The sequence below is a fragment of the Fimbriimonadaceae bacterium genome (genome assembly GCA_019638775.1).
In the GTDB taxonomy this organism is placed as follows: Bacteria; Armatimonadota; Fimbriimonadia; order Fimbriimonadales; family Fimbriimonadaceae; genus JAHBTD01.
Map to the genome: position 1 here is coordinate 134,944 of JAHBTD010000003.1, position 19,788 is coordinate 154,731.

The 19,788-nt window shown below is 55.1% G+C and carries 13 protein-coding genes and 1 tRNA gene; 1 reads left to right on the top strand and 13 read right to left on the bottom strand.

Features of this window, described 5'->3' with window-relative positions:
* Nucleotides 1-28 precede the first annotated feature (28 nt).
* From pstA to KF784_12285, 10 genes are all read right to left on the bottom strand, one after another.
* Nucleotides 29-898, bottom strand: a complete 870-nt coding sequence (pstA, locus tag KF784_12240) for a phosphate ABC transporter permease PstA (GenBank protein MBX3119829.1) — start codon at nucleotides 896-898, stop codon at nucleotides 29-31.
* Nucleotides 895-1,845 (bottom strand): phosphate ABC transporter permease subunit PstC, encoded by a 951-nt coding sequence (gene pstC, locus KF784_12245; protein ID MBX3119830.1) that lies wholly within the window; start codon nucleotides 1,843-1,845, stop codon nucleotides 895-897. Before pstC ends, pstA begins: the two co-directional genes overlap by 4 nt.
* 6 nt (nucleotides 1,846-1,851) lie before the next feature.
* A complete protein-coding gene (locus KF784_12250; protein MBX3119831.1) occupies nucleotides 1,852-2,853 on the bottom strand; it encodes a PstS family phosphate ABC transporter substrate-binding protein in 1,002 nt (333 codons plus the stop codon).
* A gap of 83 nt (nucleotides 2,854-2,936) precedes the next feature.
* Nucleotides 2,937-5,357, bottom strand: coding sequence for a primosomal protein N' (priA, locus tag KF784_12255; protein MBX3119832.1), 2,421 nt, complete (start codon nucleotides 5,355-5,357; stop codon nucleotides 2,937-2,939).
* Between the two features lie 10 nt (nucleotides 5,358-5,367).
* Nucleotides 5,368-6,267 carry a hypothetical protein gene (locus tag KF784_12260; GenBank protein ID MBX3119833.1) on the bottom strand — a complete coding sequence of 300 codons (900 nt, stop codon included), beginning with the start codon at nucleotides 6,265-6,267 and terminating at the stop codon, nucleotides 5,368-5,370.
* Between the two features lie 18 nt (nucleotides 6,268-6,285).
* The gene (locus tag KF784_12265) at nucleotides 6,286-7,806 is read right to left on the bottom strand and encodes a glycosyltransferase family 39 protein (protein MBX3119834.1); all 1,521 of its coding nucleotides are present in this window, start codon (nucleotides 7,804-7,806) and stop codon (nucleotides 6,286-6,288) included.
* Between the two features lie 161 nt (nucleotides 7,807-7,967).
* The gene (locus tag KF784_12270) at nucleotides 7,968-9,959 is read right to left on the bottom strand and encodes a (Fe-S)-binding protein (GenBank protein ID MBX3119835.1); all 1,992 of its coding nucleotides are present in this window, start codon (nucleotides 9,957-9,959) and stop codon (nucleotides 7,968-7,970) included.
* Between the two features lie 30 nt (nucleotides 9,960-9,989).
* Nucleotides 9,990-10,724 carry a polysaccharide deacetylase family protein gene (locus KF784_12275; protein ID MBX3119836.1) on the bottom strand — a complete coding sequence of 245 codons (735 nt, stop codon included), beginning with the start codon at nucleotides 10,722-10,724 and terminating at the stop codon, nucleotides 9,990-9,992.
* A 134-nt stretch (nucleotides 10,725-10,858) separates the two neighbouring features.
* A complete protein-coding gene (locus tag KF784_12280) occupies nucleotides 10,859-12,862 on the bottom strand; it encodes a S9 family peptidase (GenBank protein ID MBX3119837.1) in 2,004 nt (667 codons plus the stop codon).
* A 37-nt stretch (nucleotides 12,863-12,899) separates the two neighbouring features.
* Nucleotides 12,900-12,985: transfer RNA gene (locus tag KF784_12285), tRNA-Leu, on the bottom strand.
* A gap of 169 nt (nucleotides 12,986-13,154) precedes the next feature.
* Here KF784_12285 and KF784_12290 point away from each other — a divergent pair.
* Nucleotides 13,155-15,149, top strand: coding sequence for a PAS domain S-box protein (locus tag KF784_12290; GenBank protein MBX3119838.1), 1,995 nt, complete (start codon nucleotides 13,155-13,157; stop codon nucleotides 15,147-15,149).
* Here KF784_12290 and KF784_12295 read toward each other — a convergent pair.
* The 3 genes from KF784_12295 to ilvC form a co-directional block, all read right to left on the bottom strand.
* Nucleotides 15,146-15,808 carry a hypothetical protein gene (locus KF784_12295; protein ID MBX3119839.1) on the bottom strand — a complete coding sequence of 221 codons (663 nt, stop codon included), beginning with the start codon at nucleotides 15,806-15,808 and terminating at the stop codon, nucleotides 15,146-15,148. The two genes, KF784_12290 and KF784_12295, sit on opposite strands and share 4 nt — an antisense overlap.
* 268 nt (nucleotides 15,809-16,076) lie before the next feature.
* Entirely contained in the window at nucleotides 16,077-18,440 is a 2,364-nt protein-coding gene (locus KF784_12300; protein MBX3119840.1) for a DNA topoisomerase IV subunit B, read from the bottom strand.
* Nucleotides 18,441-18,755: 315 nt separating this feature from the next.
* Complete coding sequence (ilvC, locus tag KF784_12305) at nucleotides 18,756-19,751, bottom strand: ketol-acid reductoisomerase (GenBank protein MBX3119841.1); 996 nt, start codon at nucleotides 19,749-19,751, stop codon at nucleotides 18,756-18,758.
* Nucleotides 19,752-19,788 lie beyond the last annotated feature (37 nt).

Genomic DNA, 19,788 nt, shown 5'->3' on the forward strand with positions numbered 1-19,788 from the left:
GGATTGAAGATTGAAGAGAGCTACCCTACTACACTGCTTTGCGCTGGGTTCGCGATCTTAAGAAGATCGCCAGCGCATTGGTCAGCAGCAAAGCCCCCATCAGAACGATAATCCCCCCAGCAGCAACCTGGGCGAACTCTTTTTCTGGCCGTGATGTCCAGTTAAAGATTTGAATAGGGAGTACGGTGAACTGATCGCTCACCTTTGTTGGCGCATAGTTTATAAACGTCACCGCGCCGATGGTGATCAACGGAGCTGTCTCACCCATGGCGCGCGAGATCGCGAGAATGATCCCAGTAAGAATGCCAGGGAAAGCGCTTGGCAGAACCTGCCTGCTGATGGTCTGCCAGTGAGTGCCACCCAAAGCGTACGAACCCTCGCGGAACGACTTAGGAACGGCTTTCAGGGCCTCCTGGGAGACGATGATGATCATCGGCAGAATCAAAAGCGCCATCGTTAGCGCTCCAGATAGGACGCTGCGGTCGAAGGCCAGCCAACGTACGAAGACGGCAAGACCAAGCAGTCCGTAAACGATGGAGGGTACGCCTGCCAAGTTAGAAATGGTGATCTGGATGAACTCGGTGAATCGGGTTTTACGGTGAGTGAACTCCTCAAGGAAGATCGCAGCAGCGATCCCAATCGGAACCGCGATAACTATCGTTAAGAGGATCACCCAAATCGTTCCCCACAGCCCCACCATAATTCCTGCTCTTGACGCTCGGCTTGAGGGTGGATTGGAGAAGAAAGCCGGGGAGAGTTTGGCATAGCCATCTACTCCGACTTTGTAGAGCAAAGCCATCAACAAGAGGAAGGCGATAAGGATCGCCCCAAAGCAAAGCGCACCAAAGATGCGGGCTTTGAGCTTGCGTGCGGGCAGATTCCCCGTTGAAACGATCATGCGTACACGATCCTGTACTTTTTGACAAACTTCACGGCGAGCATATTGAGCAGCGAAGTGATGGCGAATAGCGTTATGCCAACGGCGAAGATAGTGTAGTAAGCGGTGCTTCCAGAAGGCGTGTCGCCTTTGCTGACCTGGACGATGTAAGCGGTCATGGTTTGGATGCTCTCGCCAGGGTTTAGAGTCATATTTGGACTTTGTCCCGCGGCAAGAGTCACCGCCATCGTTTCACCGACGGCTCGGGATATCGCGAGGACGAAGGCTGCCATCACACCGGAAAGCGCAGCCGGGACGGCGATTTTCATGGTCACTTCAAGCTTGGTGGAGCCGAGTGCATACGCGCCATCTCGCAACGATCGCGGGACTGCCGAGAGTGCATCCTCGCACAATGATGAAACAAGGGGCAGGATCATAATTCCCACGACGATCGCGCCCGATGCGGCATTAAAGACCTTCACGCTCGGGAAAACGCCTTGAAGGGCAGGCGTTACAAAATTCAGCGCAAAGTATCCGTAGACAACGGTGGGTACGCCAGCTAATAGCTCGAGGATTGGTTTGAGCCTTCGACGCAGTTTCGGGCTTGCATATTCGCTCAGGAATATCGCCGAAAGGAGGCCAAGCGGCAACGCAATCACCGCTGCACCGACAGTGATCTGTAGCGTGCCGACGACGAGCGGCAGAACTCCGAACGAGTACGGCTTGATCAGTGGAGACCAGTTGGTTCCGGTGAGGTAGTCGAAAAAGGAGACCTGCTGAAAAAAGTGGACGGACTCTTTGAGGAGGACGTAGAGAATGCCAAACGTGGTGATGATAGAGACGAGTGCGCAGAGCAGACAAAAGAGCCAGACGACCCTTTCTCCGAAGGACTTAATCGGCAAAGGGTTGCGGACGGCTTTGCCGCCCCCAACCCTTTTGCCCGATCCTCCAGCGAAGGCTTTTGCCATGACTCGTTAATGAGCGACGCGCTGAAGGATGTCTTCGATTCTCACGCCGACTTCTGCACCGTGAAAAACGGTGCCCGTTGTTTTGGCATCAATCCTCTTGTTAGCAAGCTCGTAGGCGCCATCCGGCAAGGGAACATAGCCCACGTCACGTAGAGATTTTGAGCCCTCTCCCATCACGTATTTCAGGAAAGAGACGATCTCAGGACGGTCCAGCGCCTTTGCCCGAACATAAAGGAAAAGCGGACGTGAGAGCGGCTGGTAGGTTCCATCGGCGATGCTCTCAAAGCTCGGTCCAACCTTGCTCTTGCCATTGTCGATGGTGACCGCTTTCAAGGATTCCTTGTTCTTCTCGTAATAGGCATAGCCAAAGTATCCCATCGCATACTTGTCGCCTTGCACGCCCTGCACGAGGGAGTTGTCGTCCTCGCTGGCAGTGTAATCGGACCGGCTGGCTTTCTCTTCTCCGTTGATCGCTTTGGTGAAGTAGTCGAATGTGCCCGAGTCCGTGCCAGGGCCAAATAGAGTGATCTTCTCGGCGGGGAAGCCTTCCCGCACTTCACTCCAGAGCTGAACCTTCGAGCCCGGCTCCCAAATCTTTTTAAGTTCGGCGACCGTTAGCGTCCCCGCAAAGTCGTTTTGGGGGTTGATGACGACCGATACTCCATCAAACGCAATCGGGATTTCAACAAAGTCGATCCCGTTTGCTTTCAGAGCTTCAATTTCTTTCTCTTCGATTGCCCTGGAGGCATCGGCGATATCGATCTCTCCGGCGATAAATTTCTTGAATCCGCCGCCCGTTCCCGAAGTGCCGACCGTAATACGAACGTTTTTGTTCGTATCCATGAAGTCCTCCGCCATCCGCTCCATAATCGGATAGACCGTACTTGAACCGTCGATCATGACATCGACAGTTCCTGCGCCATCGCCACCTTTCGGACCGCAGCCGGCAAGGGCCGAAACTCCGACGATAAGGATGCTAGCCAAACCTAAGAAGTTGCTCAATTTCATCTCTATACTCCAAGGCGAGTATAGAGACGGATTGTTAAGAAACAGTTAAGACTGGGGCTCTTTTTGAAGCTAAAGAATGGTTATCACATCAACGAATACGGATCGACATCAACAACGATCTGGACATTCTTTGCCTGGACGTTTGAGAGTGCATCGGCGATGAAGTCGGGCTTGGTCGTTGGCGGTAGCTTGATGATGAGGTGCATTCGCCATCGGTTCTGAATGCGTTCGATGGGGCAATCGACCGGACCGAGAATTTCGCCCGACTTAAGGACAGCGGAGAGAGCATCCGCTGCTGCTCGTACTGCTCGGCCGACTTCTGACCGGCCTTCTCCCGAGAAGACGATGTTGACCAATCTCCGAAACGGTGGGTAGCCGACTTCACGCCGTTCCTCGCGAACAGCCTCAAAGAATCGGATGAAGTCGTGGTCCCGTGCGCACAGAATCGCGTGGTGTTCAGGGTTGAACGTTTGGATGACGACTTCCCCAGGCCGCTGCCCTCTGCCAGCTCTACCTGCAACCTGAGAGAGGAGTTGGAAGGTGCGCTCGGTTGCTCGGAAGTCAGGGATGTTTAAGGAAACGTCTGCCGCGATTACGCCGACCAAAGTGACATTGGGGAAGTTCAGACCTTTTGCCACCATTTGGGTGCCAACCAGAACCTGAGTTTCTCCCGCACCAAACGCGGCCAGAGTTTTTTCAAGAGCGCCTTTGCGCTGGGCAACATCGCGGTCGAGCCGGTCGACGCGAACTGCGGGAAAGTGTTGCTTAACAGCCTCCTCGACCTTCTCCGTCCCGACGCCAAACGGACGAATGCGGGTTCCCCGACAGTCCGCACATAGCGTAGGCGCCGCTTCGAAGTACCCACACTGATGACATCGCAATCGGTTGTCCCGTCGGCTGTAGGCCAAAGATACGCTGCACTGGGGGCAATGAAACTGGTGCCCACAATCGCGGCAGATGAGAAAAGGGGCGTAGGCTCTTCTATTGAGGAAGAGGATGGCTTGCTCGCCCCGCTTGATAGTGGCTTCCATGCGGTCCAGAAGGGTGTCGGTGAGGATCGACGGACTTCCTGCCCGGTAACCGCCTGTCAGGTCTTCGATATGAACTGCGGGGAGTTGAGCGTTCGCGGCACGCTCGGGAAGGGAAAGAAGCACAAGATCTTCGTTCTCTGCCTCCGTAAAGCTCTCGACGCTCGGGGTCGCCGAGCCAAGAACAACAGGGCAACTGTGGAGCTTGCCCAAGTGTCGTGCGAGCGTCTTTGTGTGGTAGCGCGGCGATGACTCCTGCTTATAGCTGTTCTCGTGCTCTTCGTCGAGAATGATGAGCCCAATGTTCGACAGCGGGGCAAAGATCGCGCTGCGGGCCCCCAGGACGACCGCAGACCGCCCTTGACGGACGTCCACCCAGTTGTCGAGCCGTTCGCGAGGCAGGAGTTCACTGTGCAGAACCGCCACCGATCCGCCAAACCGCTGGCGAAGCTGGGCAATCGCTTGAGCGGCGAGGGCTATTTCGGGCACGAGATAAAGCACTTGCCGTCCCTTGCGTAAGGCTTCGGCGGCGGCGCGAAGATAGACCTCGGTCTTTCCGCTTCCCGTGATTCCATAGAGAAGAAAGTTTGTGGCTGTTTGCTTCTGGACAGCTTCGGTCACGGCCTCAATGGTGATCTGTTGGTGCTTGTTTGGACTAGGTGCAGCTTGGATTGAGGAGGAGCTTGAGGACTCTCGCTCAAGGATCGCCGATTCGATGAGCGATTTGACCGTTGTCTCTGCGACTCCGCAGAGACCTTTGATGTCGGAAATGCGCAGCGCTTTCTCTTCAACCTCCTGCATGCGCATGACCACGAGAGCTTGGGCAGGCCGCTTCTTGGCGTTCTTGGAGAGGAACTCCTCGATCTTCTCGCGATCGTTCGTAAGGTGGTAGAGTGCGGCCCCGCGCGAGTCTTCGCTTTCGGGGCGGAGGGTCATCGTCTCTCGCACAATCCCTTTGGCCCGCAACGCCTTCATCGCTTTTAAGGTTGTTGGGTTTTGAGCCTTCTTGGTTTGTTCAATACTCCCACCAGCGGCTCTCAGCGCTTCGACCAACTCTTTTTGAAGGGCAGTCAACTCGTGGCTATTCTGAGATAAGGCGTCCTCGTTGAGAGTCCAGATACGCTGAACACGATCGGCCACGCCCGGAGGCATCGCTGCAGAGAGGGCAGAAGGGATCGAGCAAAGGTACTCGGCGGAGACAAAGTGCACGAGATCAACAAGCGGCTCAGGAAGGCTAAGGCCCTCGATCCGATCCTCGACACTTTTTAGTCGAGATGCAGGGAAACCAAGGTCTTCTTCATCGACCTCGCGGACCCGGATGGCGTAGCCAACCGCTGCCCGATTGCCGACTGTGACAAAGAACCCATCGCCTGGACGAGCGTCCTGCCCAACGGCATAAGTGAAGACCGCCTCGTTGCCGCCAGAGCGCACATCCAGCGCGATGTCGGCGACACGATAGGTGACTGCGGTTTTCACAACTGCGAGTTTACGACCGTTTCGACCAAATCGTCATCACAACATCGGCTCCGTTGAGTCGAAACACCTGTTGATTTGCAGGAGCGCCCCCTTTGCCCCTCGTTTTTAGCCGAACTGTATCTTTCTCAAATGAGACTGACCACGAGCCGTCGGGTGAGATGGTTGTCGCGTTTGGCCCAATAACGGAGGCGATCTCTTTGGGGACCTTGATCGGAATGGGGAACTCGTAAAAAACTCCGCGATCCCTTTCCAGAAGGTATCCGAGTCTTCCGAAAGCCTCCCAGCCGTCCTTTGTGAATTTTAAGGACCAGTTCGTATGGTCAGGGGTGGGAGAAAGCTTTGGCCTGAGTTCGTCGGGAGCTTTTCGGTAGGCTTCTATCGCAGCCTTCGCGAAGTCGATCTCCGCCCCCTTGATCGCATTGCCGATGGCGAGAGAGGCGGTTGGGTTCGTAAGGGAATAGAACCGAAGCTCGCGATATCCAAACGCGCTGATTCCGCTCTTCGTTGCCCCCTCGGAGCTGTCCTCCACACCAACGTAGTTTGGACCTACAAAGGTGATGGATGTCTTGCTGTAGCCCCGCAGCAGGTCAGCGCTGTCTTTATCGATCTCAGGAGCTTTGGGTGTTTGGCTGGCGGGTCCAACAAGAAGAAAATCTTCGATCCAGTCTTTCGTTTTCTTTCGCTCCACGAGGACTTGCTTGAGTCCGTTTCCAGTAGGTGCGAAGAGGGCGCCCGGTTGAATCGTTTCGACGAACCGCCCGTTCGCGTACGAGTAAAGATGTGTGCGATAGGAACCGTCGCTGGCCCGAAGACCAAGCGAGAAGTGATCCGACGAACTAGACTGCGCGTTGCTCTCGGATGAAATTAACAAAACCACCGCCAAAAAAATCAGGCGGCCCGACCAGTGCATGAAAAAAATTATGGCCTTTTACCTTGCCAGGGTTCCCTGTTCAAGAATATAGACCCGGAAGTTATCCTGTTTTGTTCGAGTTGGGGCGGGCTTAAGTACAAATCCAGCACGAAGTACCTGGGCTTCAAACTCGGGAGTGATCCGATTTTCACGTGTGAAGATGGTGAGAGGCTTTGGAGCGGCGAGCAGTTTTTCGAACTCTTCAGTTTGTAAAGTGGTGCGGTCCATGACCATCATCAGCGAGGGCAAGCTCGTCTCTTGCAGTCGGGGCTTGCCTGTCCCGAGAGACTTTTGGAGTCTGGGAAGTCGGAAAAGGGCGATGTTTGGATCGCTTTTGATCTCGCGGGCGAGGGCATGAGCCTCGCGCTGACCCGACTTGTCGTACCAGACCCAAAGCGCAGAATTGATAAGAAGACATAGGAAAACCGCCCCGATAGCTGGTTTGAGAAATCCATTTGGGTTCAGTTTCCGCTCTTCGATTCGCCTTACCGAGTAGATACCGATCAGGATCGCGAGGGGCACACAGGCAGGGGCGATGTAGTGGGGGAGCTTCGCTCCGCTGGCGCTGAAGAATACGAGGATGGTGAAGAACCAGATTGAACAAAAACGTCGAATTGCCGTTTCGGTGCCAATCGGGTCGGTGGCTTTGGGGAGGGCTTTGAAGAACCGGAGACTCCAGGGCAGACAGCCCAACAAGAGAATCAGTGGGTATCCCAAAAACATCGCAAAGAGATATTTTGCGGGGTCTTTTCCGTACTCCAGAGTGTGCGCTGCATCGCCTCCGGCAAATCGCTTCAAGTTCTGGTCGACCAAGAACTTCTGCACGAACATTTCGCCAGCAGAGAGGTAGGCGGGCAGGAACCAACTTGCAATGACCGTGACAAGCAGCACCGTACCCAGCAGCCACCCGCCCTTGAAGTTAGGCCGCAATTCGCGTAGTTTCCCAAACGCGATTCCCGCGATGATGACAAAGAAAATGAGCGCAACAGGCCCTTTTGCTAATACGGCAAAGCCCAGCCATGCTGCAGCCCAAGGTCGATATCTCTTGTCCCCGATCAGCGATTCGAGGAAGAACAGGAATGTGCCCGTCAGGCATAGGATGAGCCAGGGGTCGGCCATCATCATCCTTCCAAGGGCAGCCATCAGGAACATGCTGGAGAGGACGATCACCGACCAGCGAGCCGCCACATCACCCAAATGTCGCCTGACAAACCAGGCCACGAGCCCATAGCTGCCTAGAGTGGCGAGCACGCAAGAGAGCCTCGCTCCAAACTCCGGACCGAAGAGCGCCATGAACGGTGCTGAGGTCCAGTAAAGCAGGATCGGCTTTTCAAACCATGGAGAGCCGTTATAGTGGGGAATGATCCAATCCCCTCTTCGAAGCATTTCAGAAACGACAGCCCCGTAAAAGCCTTCATCAACGTCGGTAAGTCCGGTGAGCCACCAGCCGATTAAGGGCAGTGCGGCGAGAAACCAGACGATGAGCCAGGGTTTGAGACTGGGAGATTCCGTTTCTGATGGATTGCCTGGGCTCTGCATAAGATCGACTCGCTAAACTCCTCCCCCTTGAGGAGGGATGCTGTGAACGCAGTGAACAGGGTGGGGGTGATCGAAATGCCGGTTCACCCCTTCCCGGTGCGCTTCGCTTACCGCCCTCCCCCTCAAGGGGAGGGAACGAATAAAACTGCAAACTGTGCTCATCACGCGTTCGCTTCCTGCATCGCCTCAGCAAGATCGACGATCTTGATCTCCTCGTCGGTCACCTGCTTGATCGAAGCATCCAGCATGATACGGCAGAACGGACACCCGATCGCGACGGTCTTGGCCCCGGTCGCCAGCAGCTCCTCGGCGCGGCGGTTGCCCGGACGCTGCTCGGGCGGCTCCTCCATCCACATCCGGCCTCCGCCCGCTCCGCAGCAGAGCGTCTTGCGGCCCAGGTGCTCCGGCTCCAGCAGGTTCGACGAAGAGGAGGAGGGATAGACCTGATCGTTGAGCTGGGTGTTCTCTCCCAAGAGCTTGCGGGGGGCGTCCGATTCGTTGTTGACACGAGCCAGGTAGCAAGGGTCGTGGTAGACGGTGCTTCCGGCAAGCGGCTTGTAGCCCTTGAGCTTGCCTTCATCCACCAGCTTCGCCAAAAGCTGGCTGTGGTGCCACACCTCAAGCTCGACCTCGAACTGGTGATATTCGTTCTTGAGCGTGTTGAGGCAGTGCGGGCAAGCGGTGACGACCTTCCTCACGCCGTACCGCTTGAATGCCTCGACGTTCATCGCGGCGTGCTCTTGGAACAGGAACTCGTCGCCGACGCGCCGTGCCGGATCGCCCGTGCAGACCTCTTCGTTCCCGAGGCAGGCGAACTTCACGCCCGCCTTCTTCATCAGCGATGCCATCGCCTTGGTGGTGCGCACGGCGGCGGGATCGGTCGCTCCCGCACAGCCCACCCAGAACAGAACCTCGAAGTCCCCGTCTTTGGCAAGCGGGATGTCCAGGCCCTGCATCCACTCTTCGCGCGACCCTCGCGGAGCGCCCCAAGCGTGGTTGGTGCTGCCCAGCTGCCTCAGCATCGTCGCGCCCGTGCCGCTGAACTTGCCCTCAGCAACCAGGTTTCTGCGGGCATCAACGATCATATCGACGTGCCGGATCAGAACCGGGCAGGCTTCGACGCAGGCGTTGCAGGTGGTGCAGGCCCAAAGCGCCTCTTCGGTGACCGCATCGGCGACGGGGTTCTCGCTCGCCATCACACCCCGAATGCTCTGCACAACCAGCTTCGGATTGAGAACCTTGCCCACGCTGTTCGCCGGACAGACCTCCGTGCATCGCCCGCACTCCATGCAGGCATCGAGGGACATCAGGTGCCAGCGCGAATACTCCTGGGCTTTGGCGACGCCGATCTGCCCCGTCTCTTCCACCTCTTCGAGACTGATCGGCTTGAGCTCGCCCCAAGGCTGGTCGTTCGATCCGTAAGCGGTCAGTATCGCCATGACGATGTGGCGAATCCGCATCTGGGGAAGCAGGGCGAAGAAGGCGATCACCCACACCATGTGAAACCACCAGATGCCGATATATAGCCCCGGCGTCACGTCCGGCATCGCTTTTGCCATCGCATAGCCGACCGGTGAAAAGTGGTTGTAGGCGTTCTCGGCCGTGTTCGAGATGCGGGCGGCCTCCAGCAGATATCCGGTAAAGCCCACCACCCAGAGCAGAATCAGCGCCCAGCCGTCGCTCGCTTCGTGGGTGACCGCCTTCGGCCTTTTTCCATAGCGTCGGAAGATCGCCCAGGTGAGGCCGACCATAAACAGCAGCCCGAGCACGTCGAAGACAAGCTCGTAACTGACGTAGTACACTCCCTTGTGAAACTTCCAGGGCAGATAAGTGTTGATGGCGAGAAGCGTCGTGGCGAGAAAGAGGGAGAGAAACCCGTAAAAGATGAGCAGGTGCATTGGTGCGCCCGACTTGCGGCGGCTCGACCGCACCTTGCGCTGTCCGACGATGTACTTCAAAAATGCCGAAAGCCCCTGCGGCTTCCACGAGATCGGCTTTCCCGCCATCCAAACCTTGCTTCGCTTCCAAATCTGGAAGAGCATCACACCGATGGAGGCGAAAATCAGCACGTAGAACAGCCGAATCTGCCACGCGGGCATGTGCATGAACTCTTCACGGGTCGCGCTGCTGATGTCGGCAAAGTAAGGAAGCACGATCTTTTGTACCTGAATGCAAGGGACGGCTCAAACAGACTGGACGTAGCGTAGCTTTGCGCCGGTGCGAAATATCGTTCCCACATGGATCGTCTCAGCCCGATCTCTAAGCCATGCGCAGAGCTGTTGGTGGGCGCGGGCGTCAATCGCCCGATCACCGACTCCGATGGGTCCGAATCGAAGAACGGTCCAACTGCCAGGTTCACAGTACTGCTCCACGAGCTCAATGAGATCGACTCCGGCCATTTGCTCTGTATCGAAGGAACGTATCCACCCAAGGTCGAGGGATGAGATGTTGTTCACTCCAGGTTCGCCGCAACGTGCAATGTCGAAGACACGTTGGATCGCTTCACGATAGGAAGTCTCCGTTCGGTCGAATGTACTGCGCAAGCAACGGGTTTGGTCGCCTGGATAGGCAAAGCTAAAGTCTGTTTGATTCGGGAAGACTTCAAAGAAGAGACGCTTGTTTTGGCGCAGCTCCTCTTCTACCATCTCAATGGTCCAGTTCCAAAGGTTGCCTCGCGGGTCCGTCGAACTGAAAAACGGGTGACATCCCATCTCATGCCCACCGTTTGCCACGGCCTGCCAGCGGTCTGCCCGGTCAAGCATCGGCGGCGGATCGACAAAGAAAGTCCCTTTCAGCTCGTAGCGTTCAAGGGTGTCAACGGCGGTTTCAAGGTGTGAAATGTCCGGGCCGTCGTAGGTTAGGGAAACGGCGGATGTACGTCCGTCTAACCATGTCCTCGCTACAGCTTCGACATCCATGTCGCTTCCATTATAGGGCTTTGACGCGTTCAAAATGCGCACTTCTCCATGACAAATCTACTTCTCACTTCTTGGCTGGGGCTTTGACTTAAAGCACATGCGGTCATTTGGCCCTTCCAACAGCGGTTTCAACCCTACAGCGTTCGCTTCCACCAAGACAAAATCTCGTTAAGGCGGTGAATACGCAGGTCAGCGGGGCCGTTGCGTGACATCCCGTGCGATGTGTTCACCGGATACCGGACGAAACGGGTCATGATTCCCTGCTCTTGCAGGGCAGAAAAGACCTGCTCGCTCTGTTCAATATTGCACCGCAGATCGCCTTCGCTGTGGATGATCAGCATCGGCGTCTTCACCCGGTCGAAGTAGGCGATGGGTGAGTCTCGCCACAGGTCAGCGATGCTTTCGAGGTCGCCGTAAGCCTTCCCCTTCCAATAAGAGCCGGAGAAATAGGGGTAATCGGAATTGCCCGCTTTCGAGACGAGATTGGAGACACATCGATCGGTGATGGCAGACTTAAAGTCGTTTGTATGCCCGACCGCCCAGTTCACGACATAGCCCCCGTAGCTTCCGCCCATAATGCCGATTCGGCTTGAATCGATGTATTCCTGAGATTTCATCCAATCCTTGACCGCAGCGATGTCTTCCCAGTCCTTCCCGCCCCATCGTCCGGCAATCGCACGAACGTGCTCTTCGCCATAGCCCTTTCCACCCCGTGGATTGCTGTAGACCACGACGTAGTCAGCAGCGGCGAGCGTTTGGAACTCGTGGAAAAAGGTCCAGCCATACTGCATTTGCGGCCCACCGTGAACCTCAAGGGCAGCAGGGTATGTCTTGCCTGCCTCAAAACCGACAGGCTTGATCACCCAAGTGTGGACTTTCTTGCCGTCGGTGCTGGGTATCCAATGCTCCTCTGGCGCTTGGATCATGAGGTCGGCAAGCACGCTATCGTTCAGACGAGTGAGTCTTTTTGGTTCAGGAGCGGGGCTATCCAGGTCGATTAGAGCGACTTCGCCGATCTGGGTTGGATCAGTGTAGATGACAGCCGCTGTTTTTCCGTCGGAGGAGAGATTGCCGAAGGCAAGAGCGTGCTGCCCTTCCGTAACCATCCTTACTTTGCCCTCTAGAGAGACCTCCGCTAATTGGGTTTCTCCGAACGCGCCAAGACGCGCGTAAAGCCTTGTTGAATCTGCCGACCATGTGAGGAAGTCGGCGCTAAAGTCAGCCGAGTCACTGTTCGTCGAGGTGTCGAAGTTGAAGTCGGTGTCGTGGGTTAATGACCGGACGGTTCCCCCTTCTGCGGGCATGACGAATACTTCACAATTGGATACTCCCCGATGGTCATTAGGGTCCTCGTGCCCGAGGAATGCGAGCCACTTGCCGTCGGGCGAGCAGCATAGCTGAGTCTTGTATCCCGGCTGGCTTGCAAGTTGAGAGGGAGCATGCTCCAGATCGCTAACAAAAACCTGATCGCTGTCTGGATCGCTCCATGGGTTTGAGACTGTAGATCGCGTGTAGATTAGCTTTGAAGAGTCGGGGCTCCAATCAAAGGTGTACGAACCCAGTGGACATTCGCCATCAACGAGCTTTATCTGCTTGGTCGCCAACTCTAGGCAGTACAACTTGTAACGCTGCTCCATGTAGTAGCCATCGCCATCAAGTCGGTAGTTTGGCTTTTCGGTGATGCGCGGAGGGGTACTTTCGCCTGTATCTTCACGCCGTTTTTTGGCTTGCTCGGTGAAGTCTGGATGAGTCTCGCGAAATGTAAAGGCGATCTTAGACCCGTTGGGAGACCATTTCATGCCCCCAAACGATCCTTCAGGAAGCTCGCTTAAGGCAGTGGGGCCCGACCCATCCTGCCGCATTACCCAGATTTGCGGGGCTTCCTTCTCGACGGTTCGGATGAAGGCGATATGATTGCCATCGGGCGACCAGCGCCCCGTCGCCTGATTTGCGCCATCTTCGAGCACCATGCGCGGCTCGCTGGTGCGTGAGACAATCCAGATACGATTCTGGTACTTGTTCTTTTCGCCAAGCTGTTTGTGCAGAAAGATAACGGACTGTCCGTCAGGAGATATCTGAGGGTCGCTGAGATAGCGAAATCGAAGCAAATCTTCGGGCACAACGGCGCGTTTGGGCATGAGGTGACTCTACCCGGCAAACCCGAGAAGAGGGAGGTGGTGCGCGGAACTGGACTCGAACCAGCATGCCTTGTGGGCACTACGACCTCAACGTAGCGCGTCTACCAATTTCGCCATCCGCGCACAAGTGAGGCGGAATTATACCGCATCGGAGGTTCCAAGCCAAGAGTCCCAAGGGGCTGTCAAATTTACCGGGATTCCCCTTGGTTGTTGTGAGAATTTAGACAACCCGCCAATGCAGCGTCGCACATTCGGTTTCAGGCATGTAGACTTTGTTTAGTAGCGCCGAAATATGGACCGGAGTATCGATAACCTTTCTCAAACAAATTTCTCAATCGAGGCAGAGAACGCAGAATTACGCAGGGGCGTATCTGCGCTTAAAGCAGCGCTCGACGAACTGAAACGCCAAGTTTCAGACAGCATTTTGCCGGTTGATGCTGAGTCTTTTCGAGCCCTCGCAGAGCAGGGCGAGGCGATGATTACGCGCTACGACATGGATGGCACGTTCCTGTATGCAAGTCCGTCGCGAACTCAGATTACAGGCTACGAACTCGAAGAGATCGTAGGACAAAGCGCGTACGATTTCATGCACCCGGACGACATCGAGATGGTTAGTCGGGACATTCATCCTCGACTCCGCAACGGTGAAAGCGTCCGTTATCAATGGCGAGCAAAGATCAAGGGTGGTGGGTACCGTTGGATGGAATCCTCGACTCAGGTCCTCTTCGATGAGAAGCAGAACCCGCTCCAGATTCATTGCACGTCCATTGACATTCACCGGCAGAAAGAGGTCGAGCTTTCATTGCAGCAATCGGAAGCGCGCTGGCGAGCGATGGTGGAAGGATCGCCCGATTATGTACGCGTGGTCGACAAGAATCTCCGATTGATCTACGCAAACCGAGTCATGCCGGGCCAATCCTGGACTCCCGATCAATACGTCGATTATCGAGACTGGGTGCCAAAGGAATCGCGGGAATTGGTGGCAAATGCCGTCGCCGATGCGATTGCGACCCAAAGCACGATCGTTCTAGATGACCTCAATTACGGAACTTCTGTCGAGGAGTATTGGCTGCGCATCCGTTTTAGCCCAATCTTGCGAGATGGGGAGAGTCATGTCCTTATCATCGTGACGGACATTACGGCGCTCAAGCAGGGGCAAGCTGCTGTACGTGAAAGTGAAGAAAAGTACCGTCTTTTGTTTGAGCGTGGCCCCGAGCCGGCATGGGTCATCGAGCAGGATTCGTGGGCGTTCTTGGCCGTCAATCCCGCTTCCGTGAAGCACTATGGCTACTCGGAACAAGAGTTCCTTTCCATGACAGCTCTTGATGTTCGCTGTCCCGAGGATATCGAAGGCTTTGTATCCCGTATGAAGCGGTATCGCGGGCGCAAAGAGGGTCGTAACCGCTTCATTCGGCATCGCAAGAAAGATGGAAGCGTGATCTTTGTGGATGCTTTGTGGCATGAGATCGAGTTTCAGGGGCGACGTGCTTATCTGGTCCTGTGTAGGGACATGACGGATGAGAAAGAGGCGGAGGAGAGGATTCAGGCGACGAATCTGGAACTTGATCGGCGTGTGAGCGAGCGTACCGCTCAGCTTGAAGCGACGAATCAGGAGCTTGAGAGCTTCACCTATTCCGTCTCCCACGACTTACGATCACCCCTGCGAAGCATTGACGGGTACAGCACGATGTTGCTGACTGATCACGGCTACCTCCTCAACGACGAAGCCAAGGATTACTTGGAAAGAATTCGTGTGGCAGGACGTCGAATGTCCGATCTCATCAACAACCTTCTTGGGTTGTCACGGCTCACCCGAACGCCGCTCAAACCCGAAAAGCTTAGCCTGACCTATTTGGCGCAATCGATCTTGGATGATCTTCGTTCGCGTAATCCTGACTTTACGGGAGACGTCTATGTCCATCCTGAAATGTGGGTGGTTGCCGATCCGCAACTCGTTCAGATTGCCATGACGAACTTGATTGAGAATGCAGTGAAGTTCAGTTCAAAGCGGTCAAATTCGATGATCGAGGTTGGGGTTGTGGACGAGCACGGAGACCGAAAGTTCTATGTGAAGGACAACGGCGCCGGGTTTGACATGGCGTATTCCGATAAGCTGTTTGGAGCATTCCAACGGCTTCATTCGGATCGCGAGTTTGAGGGGACAGGTATCGGCCTCGCAACAGTCCAACGCATCATCCAACGCCATGGCGGGCGCATCTGGGCTGAAGCTGCCGTGGATAAAGGCGCGACTTTCTGGTTTAGCCTGCCTGACATGCCCGAAGGTTAGCGATCTCTGAATTTGAGCGCGAGCATCATCGCTTTTGCGATGTACATCGCCCGTCTTTTGATGCCGTTCGTGATCTCCAGAGCCTTGGCATCGGGGCTTCCTGTAAGTTCGCGATTATCGAGTGTCCCAAGGTATTGCCCACCATAGACGCTTTCCCGCGCTGTATCCCCATCCTGCTCAAGGAGATCATCCTTTGCCATGTAAATCCAAATACGCGCCTTGACCTTGGTCTCGCTTTGGGGGAGCTTGGGGTTATTCAGCACCTCGCCTGGTGAGAAGCTTTTCTGAGAAACACTTTCGAGTTGAAAGTAAACAATGATGTCCGCTTTCAGGTTTTCATTGAGGTCTTGAAACGCGTCAATGTGCTTTTTGGAGTCGCCGGGGAGTTTGAATTTATTCTCTCCAAGGGCAAGTTTGAGCTCGGTGGCGGTGACCATCTCGTTGCCCGCTGCTTGAGCCCCCTTGGTGATCTCGTTTTCGAGGGCATCCTGCACATAGGCTCGGAACTCATCTTGCTTGGCTGGCTTCGGCGCGTAGCTGGTTTTGAACTCAATGGGGAGCAGAGCAATGCGCTGCTTGGGCTTGGTTTGAGCGAACCCACTGAATGTGAGGGTCAGGAGCAGGCCAGCAATGACAGAACGGGAAAGGAAACTGTTCATGAGAAATGCGAGGGATCCGCAGGTGGTCCCACTCTTTTGACGTCTTCAACTCCGGGATTGACTCATAGGTTGGTCGATCAATCGATTGCTGTGCGTCAATCTCGGGAATTGCTATGGTCAGCAAGCCGAAAGAACGCAGTCAGTTAGTGACATCTATACGTGTTGTCGTGATCGTGAGTAATGCTGCAGCCGAGCAGATCAGCAAAGAGCAAATAGGCAGAAGAGACCGAAAAGCGCTCATTCTGCCTATTGTACGAAGGAGGTCTGTTTAGTAGTGCCAGTCAACGTCGGAAGCTTGCTTTGCATGCTTCTCGATGAAGGCGCGGCGAGGTTCGACTTTCTCACCCATCAGGTCGCTGAATAGTCGTTCGACATCCATCATAAATTGGGTGTCGTAGTTGACCTTGACCAGAGTGCGATGCTCCGGATTCATCGTGGTTTCTTCAAGCTCATCGGCGTTCATTTCGCCCAGACCCTTAAAGCGCTGAATCGTGCAGTTTCTCTTCTTGCCGAGACCTCGTACGATTTCGTCTCGCTCCTTTTCGGTCATCGCGTAATGGCGCTCGTTATTGCCAACCTTGATCACGAACAACGGCGGCTGGGCCAAGTACAGATAGCCTTTCTCAATGATAGGGCGCATGTACCTGTAGAAGAAAGTCAGGAGAAGGGTTCGGATGTGCTCTCCGTCAACATCGGCGTCGGTCATGATGATGATCTTGTGGTAGCGCAGTTTCGAAAGGTCGAACTGCTTCTCCCTCTGATCCTTCTGCCCTTTACCGATTGTTGCGCTCTTCATCGCGGAAGTAGAGCTGCGCTTTCGGCCGTTTGCCGGTGCCTCGGCGGCTTCTTCCGATGACACAACTTCTTCGGAGACGTCGTCGCCTTCAACCGTAACGGCCTCATCGCTTTCTTCAAGGTCGTCAGCTTCTGTTGAATCTGACTCCTCTTCTTCGTCGGCGCCGACAATGATTTCGGTGTAATCATTGTTTGGCTCGGCACCGTTCGCGACCTCGCTGCGTACTTTGTCGTTTTCTTCGACGTTCGATTCGCTGAAAAGCGTCTCTTGTTCGTCTTCTTCTCCCCGGCCAAAGTCGAGGTCAATGCCAACCCCGAGCGCGGCAATGAGAGACTTAATCTCTTCGTTGTCGAGAGCTTTGTCAACACGGGCTTTCTCGACGTTGAGAATTTTTCCTCGCAGAGGGAGGATGGCTTGCGTCACACGGTCGCGCGCTCCTTTTGCTGAGCCACCCGCCGAGTCGCCCTCAACCAAGAAGATTTCACATTTCTGCGGGTCTTTGCTAACGCAGTCGGAGAGCTTTCCGGGCAGTCCAAAGCTGTCCATCGCCGAACTTCGCTTGACCGCTTCGGCAGCCTTCTTGGCGGCTTCGCGCATACGCTGAGCAATCACGGCCTTTTCGACGATCCTGCGCGCGATGGCTGGGTTCTCTTCCATGTAGGTGTTGAGACCGTCGCCGACGAGCGAGTTCACCATGCCCTGAACTTCAGGGGTCACGAGTTTGACCTTGTCCTGTGAGTTGTACTGCGGGTTTTCGAGCCGGAGCGAAATGACGGCAGTGAGGCCGTCGCTAATATCGTCCGACGTGAAGTTGGTGTCCTTTTCTTTCAGATAGTTGCCCTTTCGAGCATAGGCGTTAATGACACGTGTGAGCGCTTGGCTGAATCCCGAAACGTGTGTTCCACCATCGGGCTGGTGGATGTTGTTCGAGAACGCAAGAACGGTCTGCGTGTAGCCGTCGTGATATTGCAGGGCGACTTCCAGTTCGGTCGTATCCTTTCGTCTCTTGAAGAAGATGACCGGGTGCAGCGAGTTCTTCGCCTCATTGACATCTTCGACGAGCTGAGGAATGCCTCGCTGATAGAAAAATTCTTCGTCGTCATCTGGGTTCTGTTCGTTCTTGAAATCGAACTTAACCTGAGGGTTGAGGTAGGCCAGCTCACGAAGTCTGTTCTTGAGGATGTGAGTGTCGTACTTCGACTCGGTGAGAACCGTATCGTCAGCCATCCAATGCTGAAGCGTTCCGGTGCCTTGAGATTTCCCGATGACCTCGACTTCCGTAACAGGACGGCCCATCTCATACCGCTGCCGATACAGTTTGCCGTTTCGCTTAACGGTGGTCTCCATCCATGCGGAGAGGGCATTTGTACAGCTCACGCCAACGCCGTGGAGCCCGCCCGATGTCTTATAGCCTCCGCCTTCGCCGAACTTTCCTCCGGCGTGTAGTACCGTCATGACAACTTGGAGCGCAGAAACGCCCATCTTCGCATGCTTATCGACGGGGATTCCGCGACCGTTGTCTTCAACAGACATTGAGTTGTCGGCGTGGAGTTTGACTTGGATGAAGTCACAGTGTCCGGCGAGAGCTTCGTCAACAGAGTTGTCGAGAACCTCTCTAAACATCTGGTGGAGGCCTTTCTTGCCGTTGTCGCCAACGTACATCCCCGGGCGCTTTCGCACAGCTTCCAGGCCCTCAAGAACCTGGATCTGGTTGGCGTCGTAGTCGCCTTCGACGATGTAGCGTCCATCGCTACCGAGTTCGAGGGCTTCGGTGGTAACTAAGTCGGCGGTTTCTTCTGTCGACTCAGGGGTTAGGTCTTGATCTTTGTCGGCCATAGCGGTGACGTTAGGAGAGACGTTTCAGCGGGGCAATATGCACCTCGCTGTCAGTTCAAATGAACCTGAATTATACCTGCGCGGGCCACCAAAAATTGCACCTATGTGGGCCCTATATTGCCAAAAACTTCGACGGCAAAAAAACTCAAAAATTGTGTGGAACTGGGGGAACACGAAACCTGATGCTCCAGTCGAACATCGTGGGGCATGTAATTCCGTCGTCACCACTAGGCCGCCCGGGTGGCGTATGGTAATGCCCCTTCACCATCTCTTTTCTGAAGGGTCTCTCTGCGTGTTGCTTTCCGAAGAAGCGCTCTATTCCGATTTCAAAAAGGGCATCCCCGCCCTCAAAACATTTCCCACATCTTCGACTGGGTGCTGGGCCTCTGCGTTCCTTAATTTTTGAAGATTTGGCTGTTTAGCGTTGCTTTCGGCCATCCAGCGCTCCGCAAAAGCTCCATTTTGGATTGCAGAAAGGGTCTCACGCATCGCCTTTCGCGATTCTTCGCTTATCACTTTTGGTCCTGCTTCGTACCCACCCCACTCGGCGGTATCACTGATCGACTCGCGCATGAACTTCAAACCGCCTTTGTAGATGAGGTCTGTAATCAGCTTGGCTTCATGCACACATTCAAAGTACGCGGCTTCAGGGGAGTAGCCAGCTTCAACGAGAGTCTCGAAGGCAGCTTTGATCAACTCCGGGATGCCTCCGCAGAGGACAGTCTGCTCTCCAAAGAGATCGGTTTCCGTTTCCTCCTTGAAGGTGGTCATCAGAACACCGCCCTTCGCGGCACCAATTCCGAGGGCGTAGCTGAGGGTGAGATCTTTGGCAAGTTTTGTGAAGTCTTGGTGGACAGCAACCATCGCGCACATCCCTGAGCCGCTGATGAACTCCTTTCTCAGCTTGTATCCTGCCCCTTTGGGTGAGACAAGCGCCACATCAACAAAGTTTGGTGGCTCAATAAGGCCGTAGAGGATATTGAAGCCGTGGGCAAAGAGGAGCAACTGGTCTGGGCGAAGATTGGGGCCAACGTGCTCTGAATAAATCTCCTTCATCGGGACATCGGGAAGCGTGAGCATGACGATGTCCGCCCACTCCACGCACTCACCCATCAAGTAGGGATCAAACCCGTCTTGCAGCGCTCGCTTCCAAGCGTCGCCCCCCGGCCTGGCTCCAACGCGAATATTGATGCCACTGTCTCGAAGGTTCAGGGCGTGCGCATGCCCTTGATTGCCGTATCCGATCACCGCGACCCGCTTTCGCTTGATCAGTTCGAACTCGATGTCGCGTTCGTAGAGGAGCTGAGCCATGTGTGATTATGGGTCAGGCTGGGGTTGCGACGTGTGA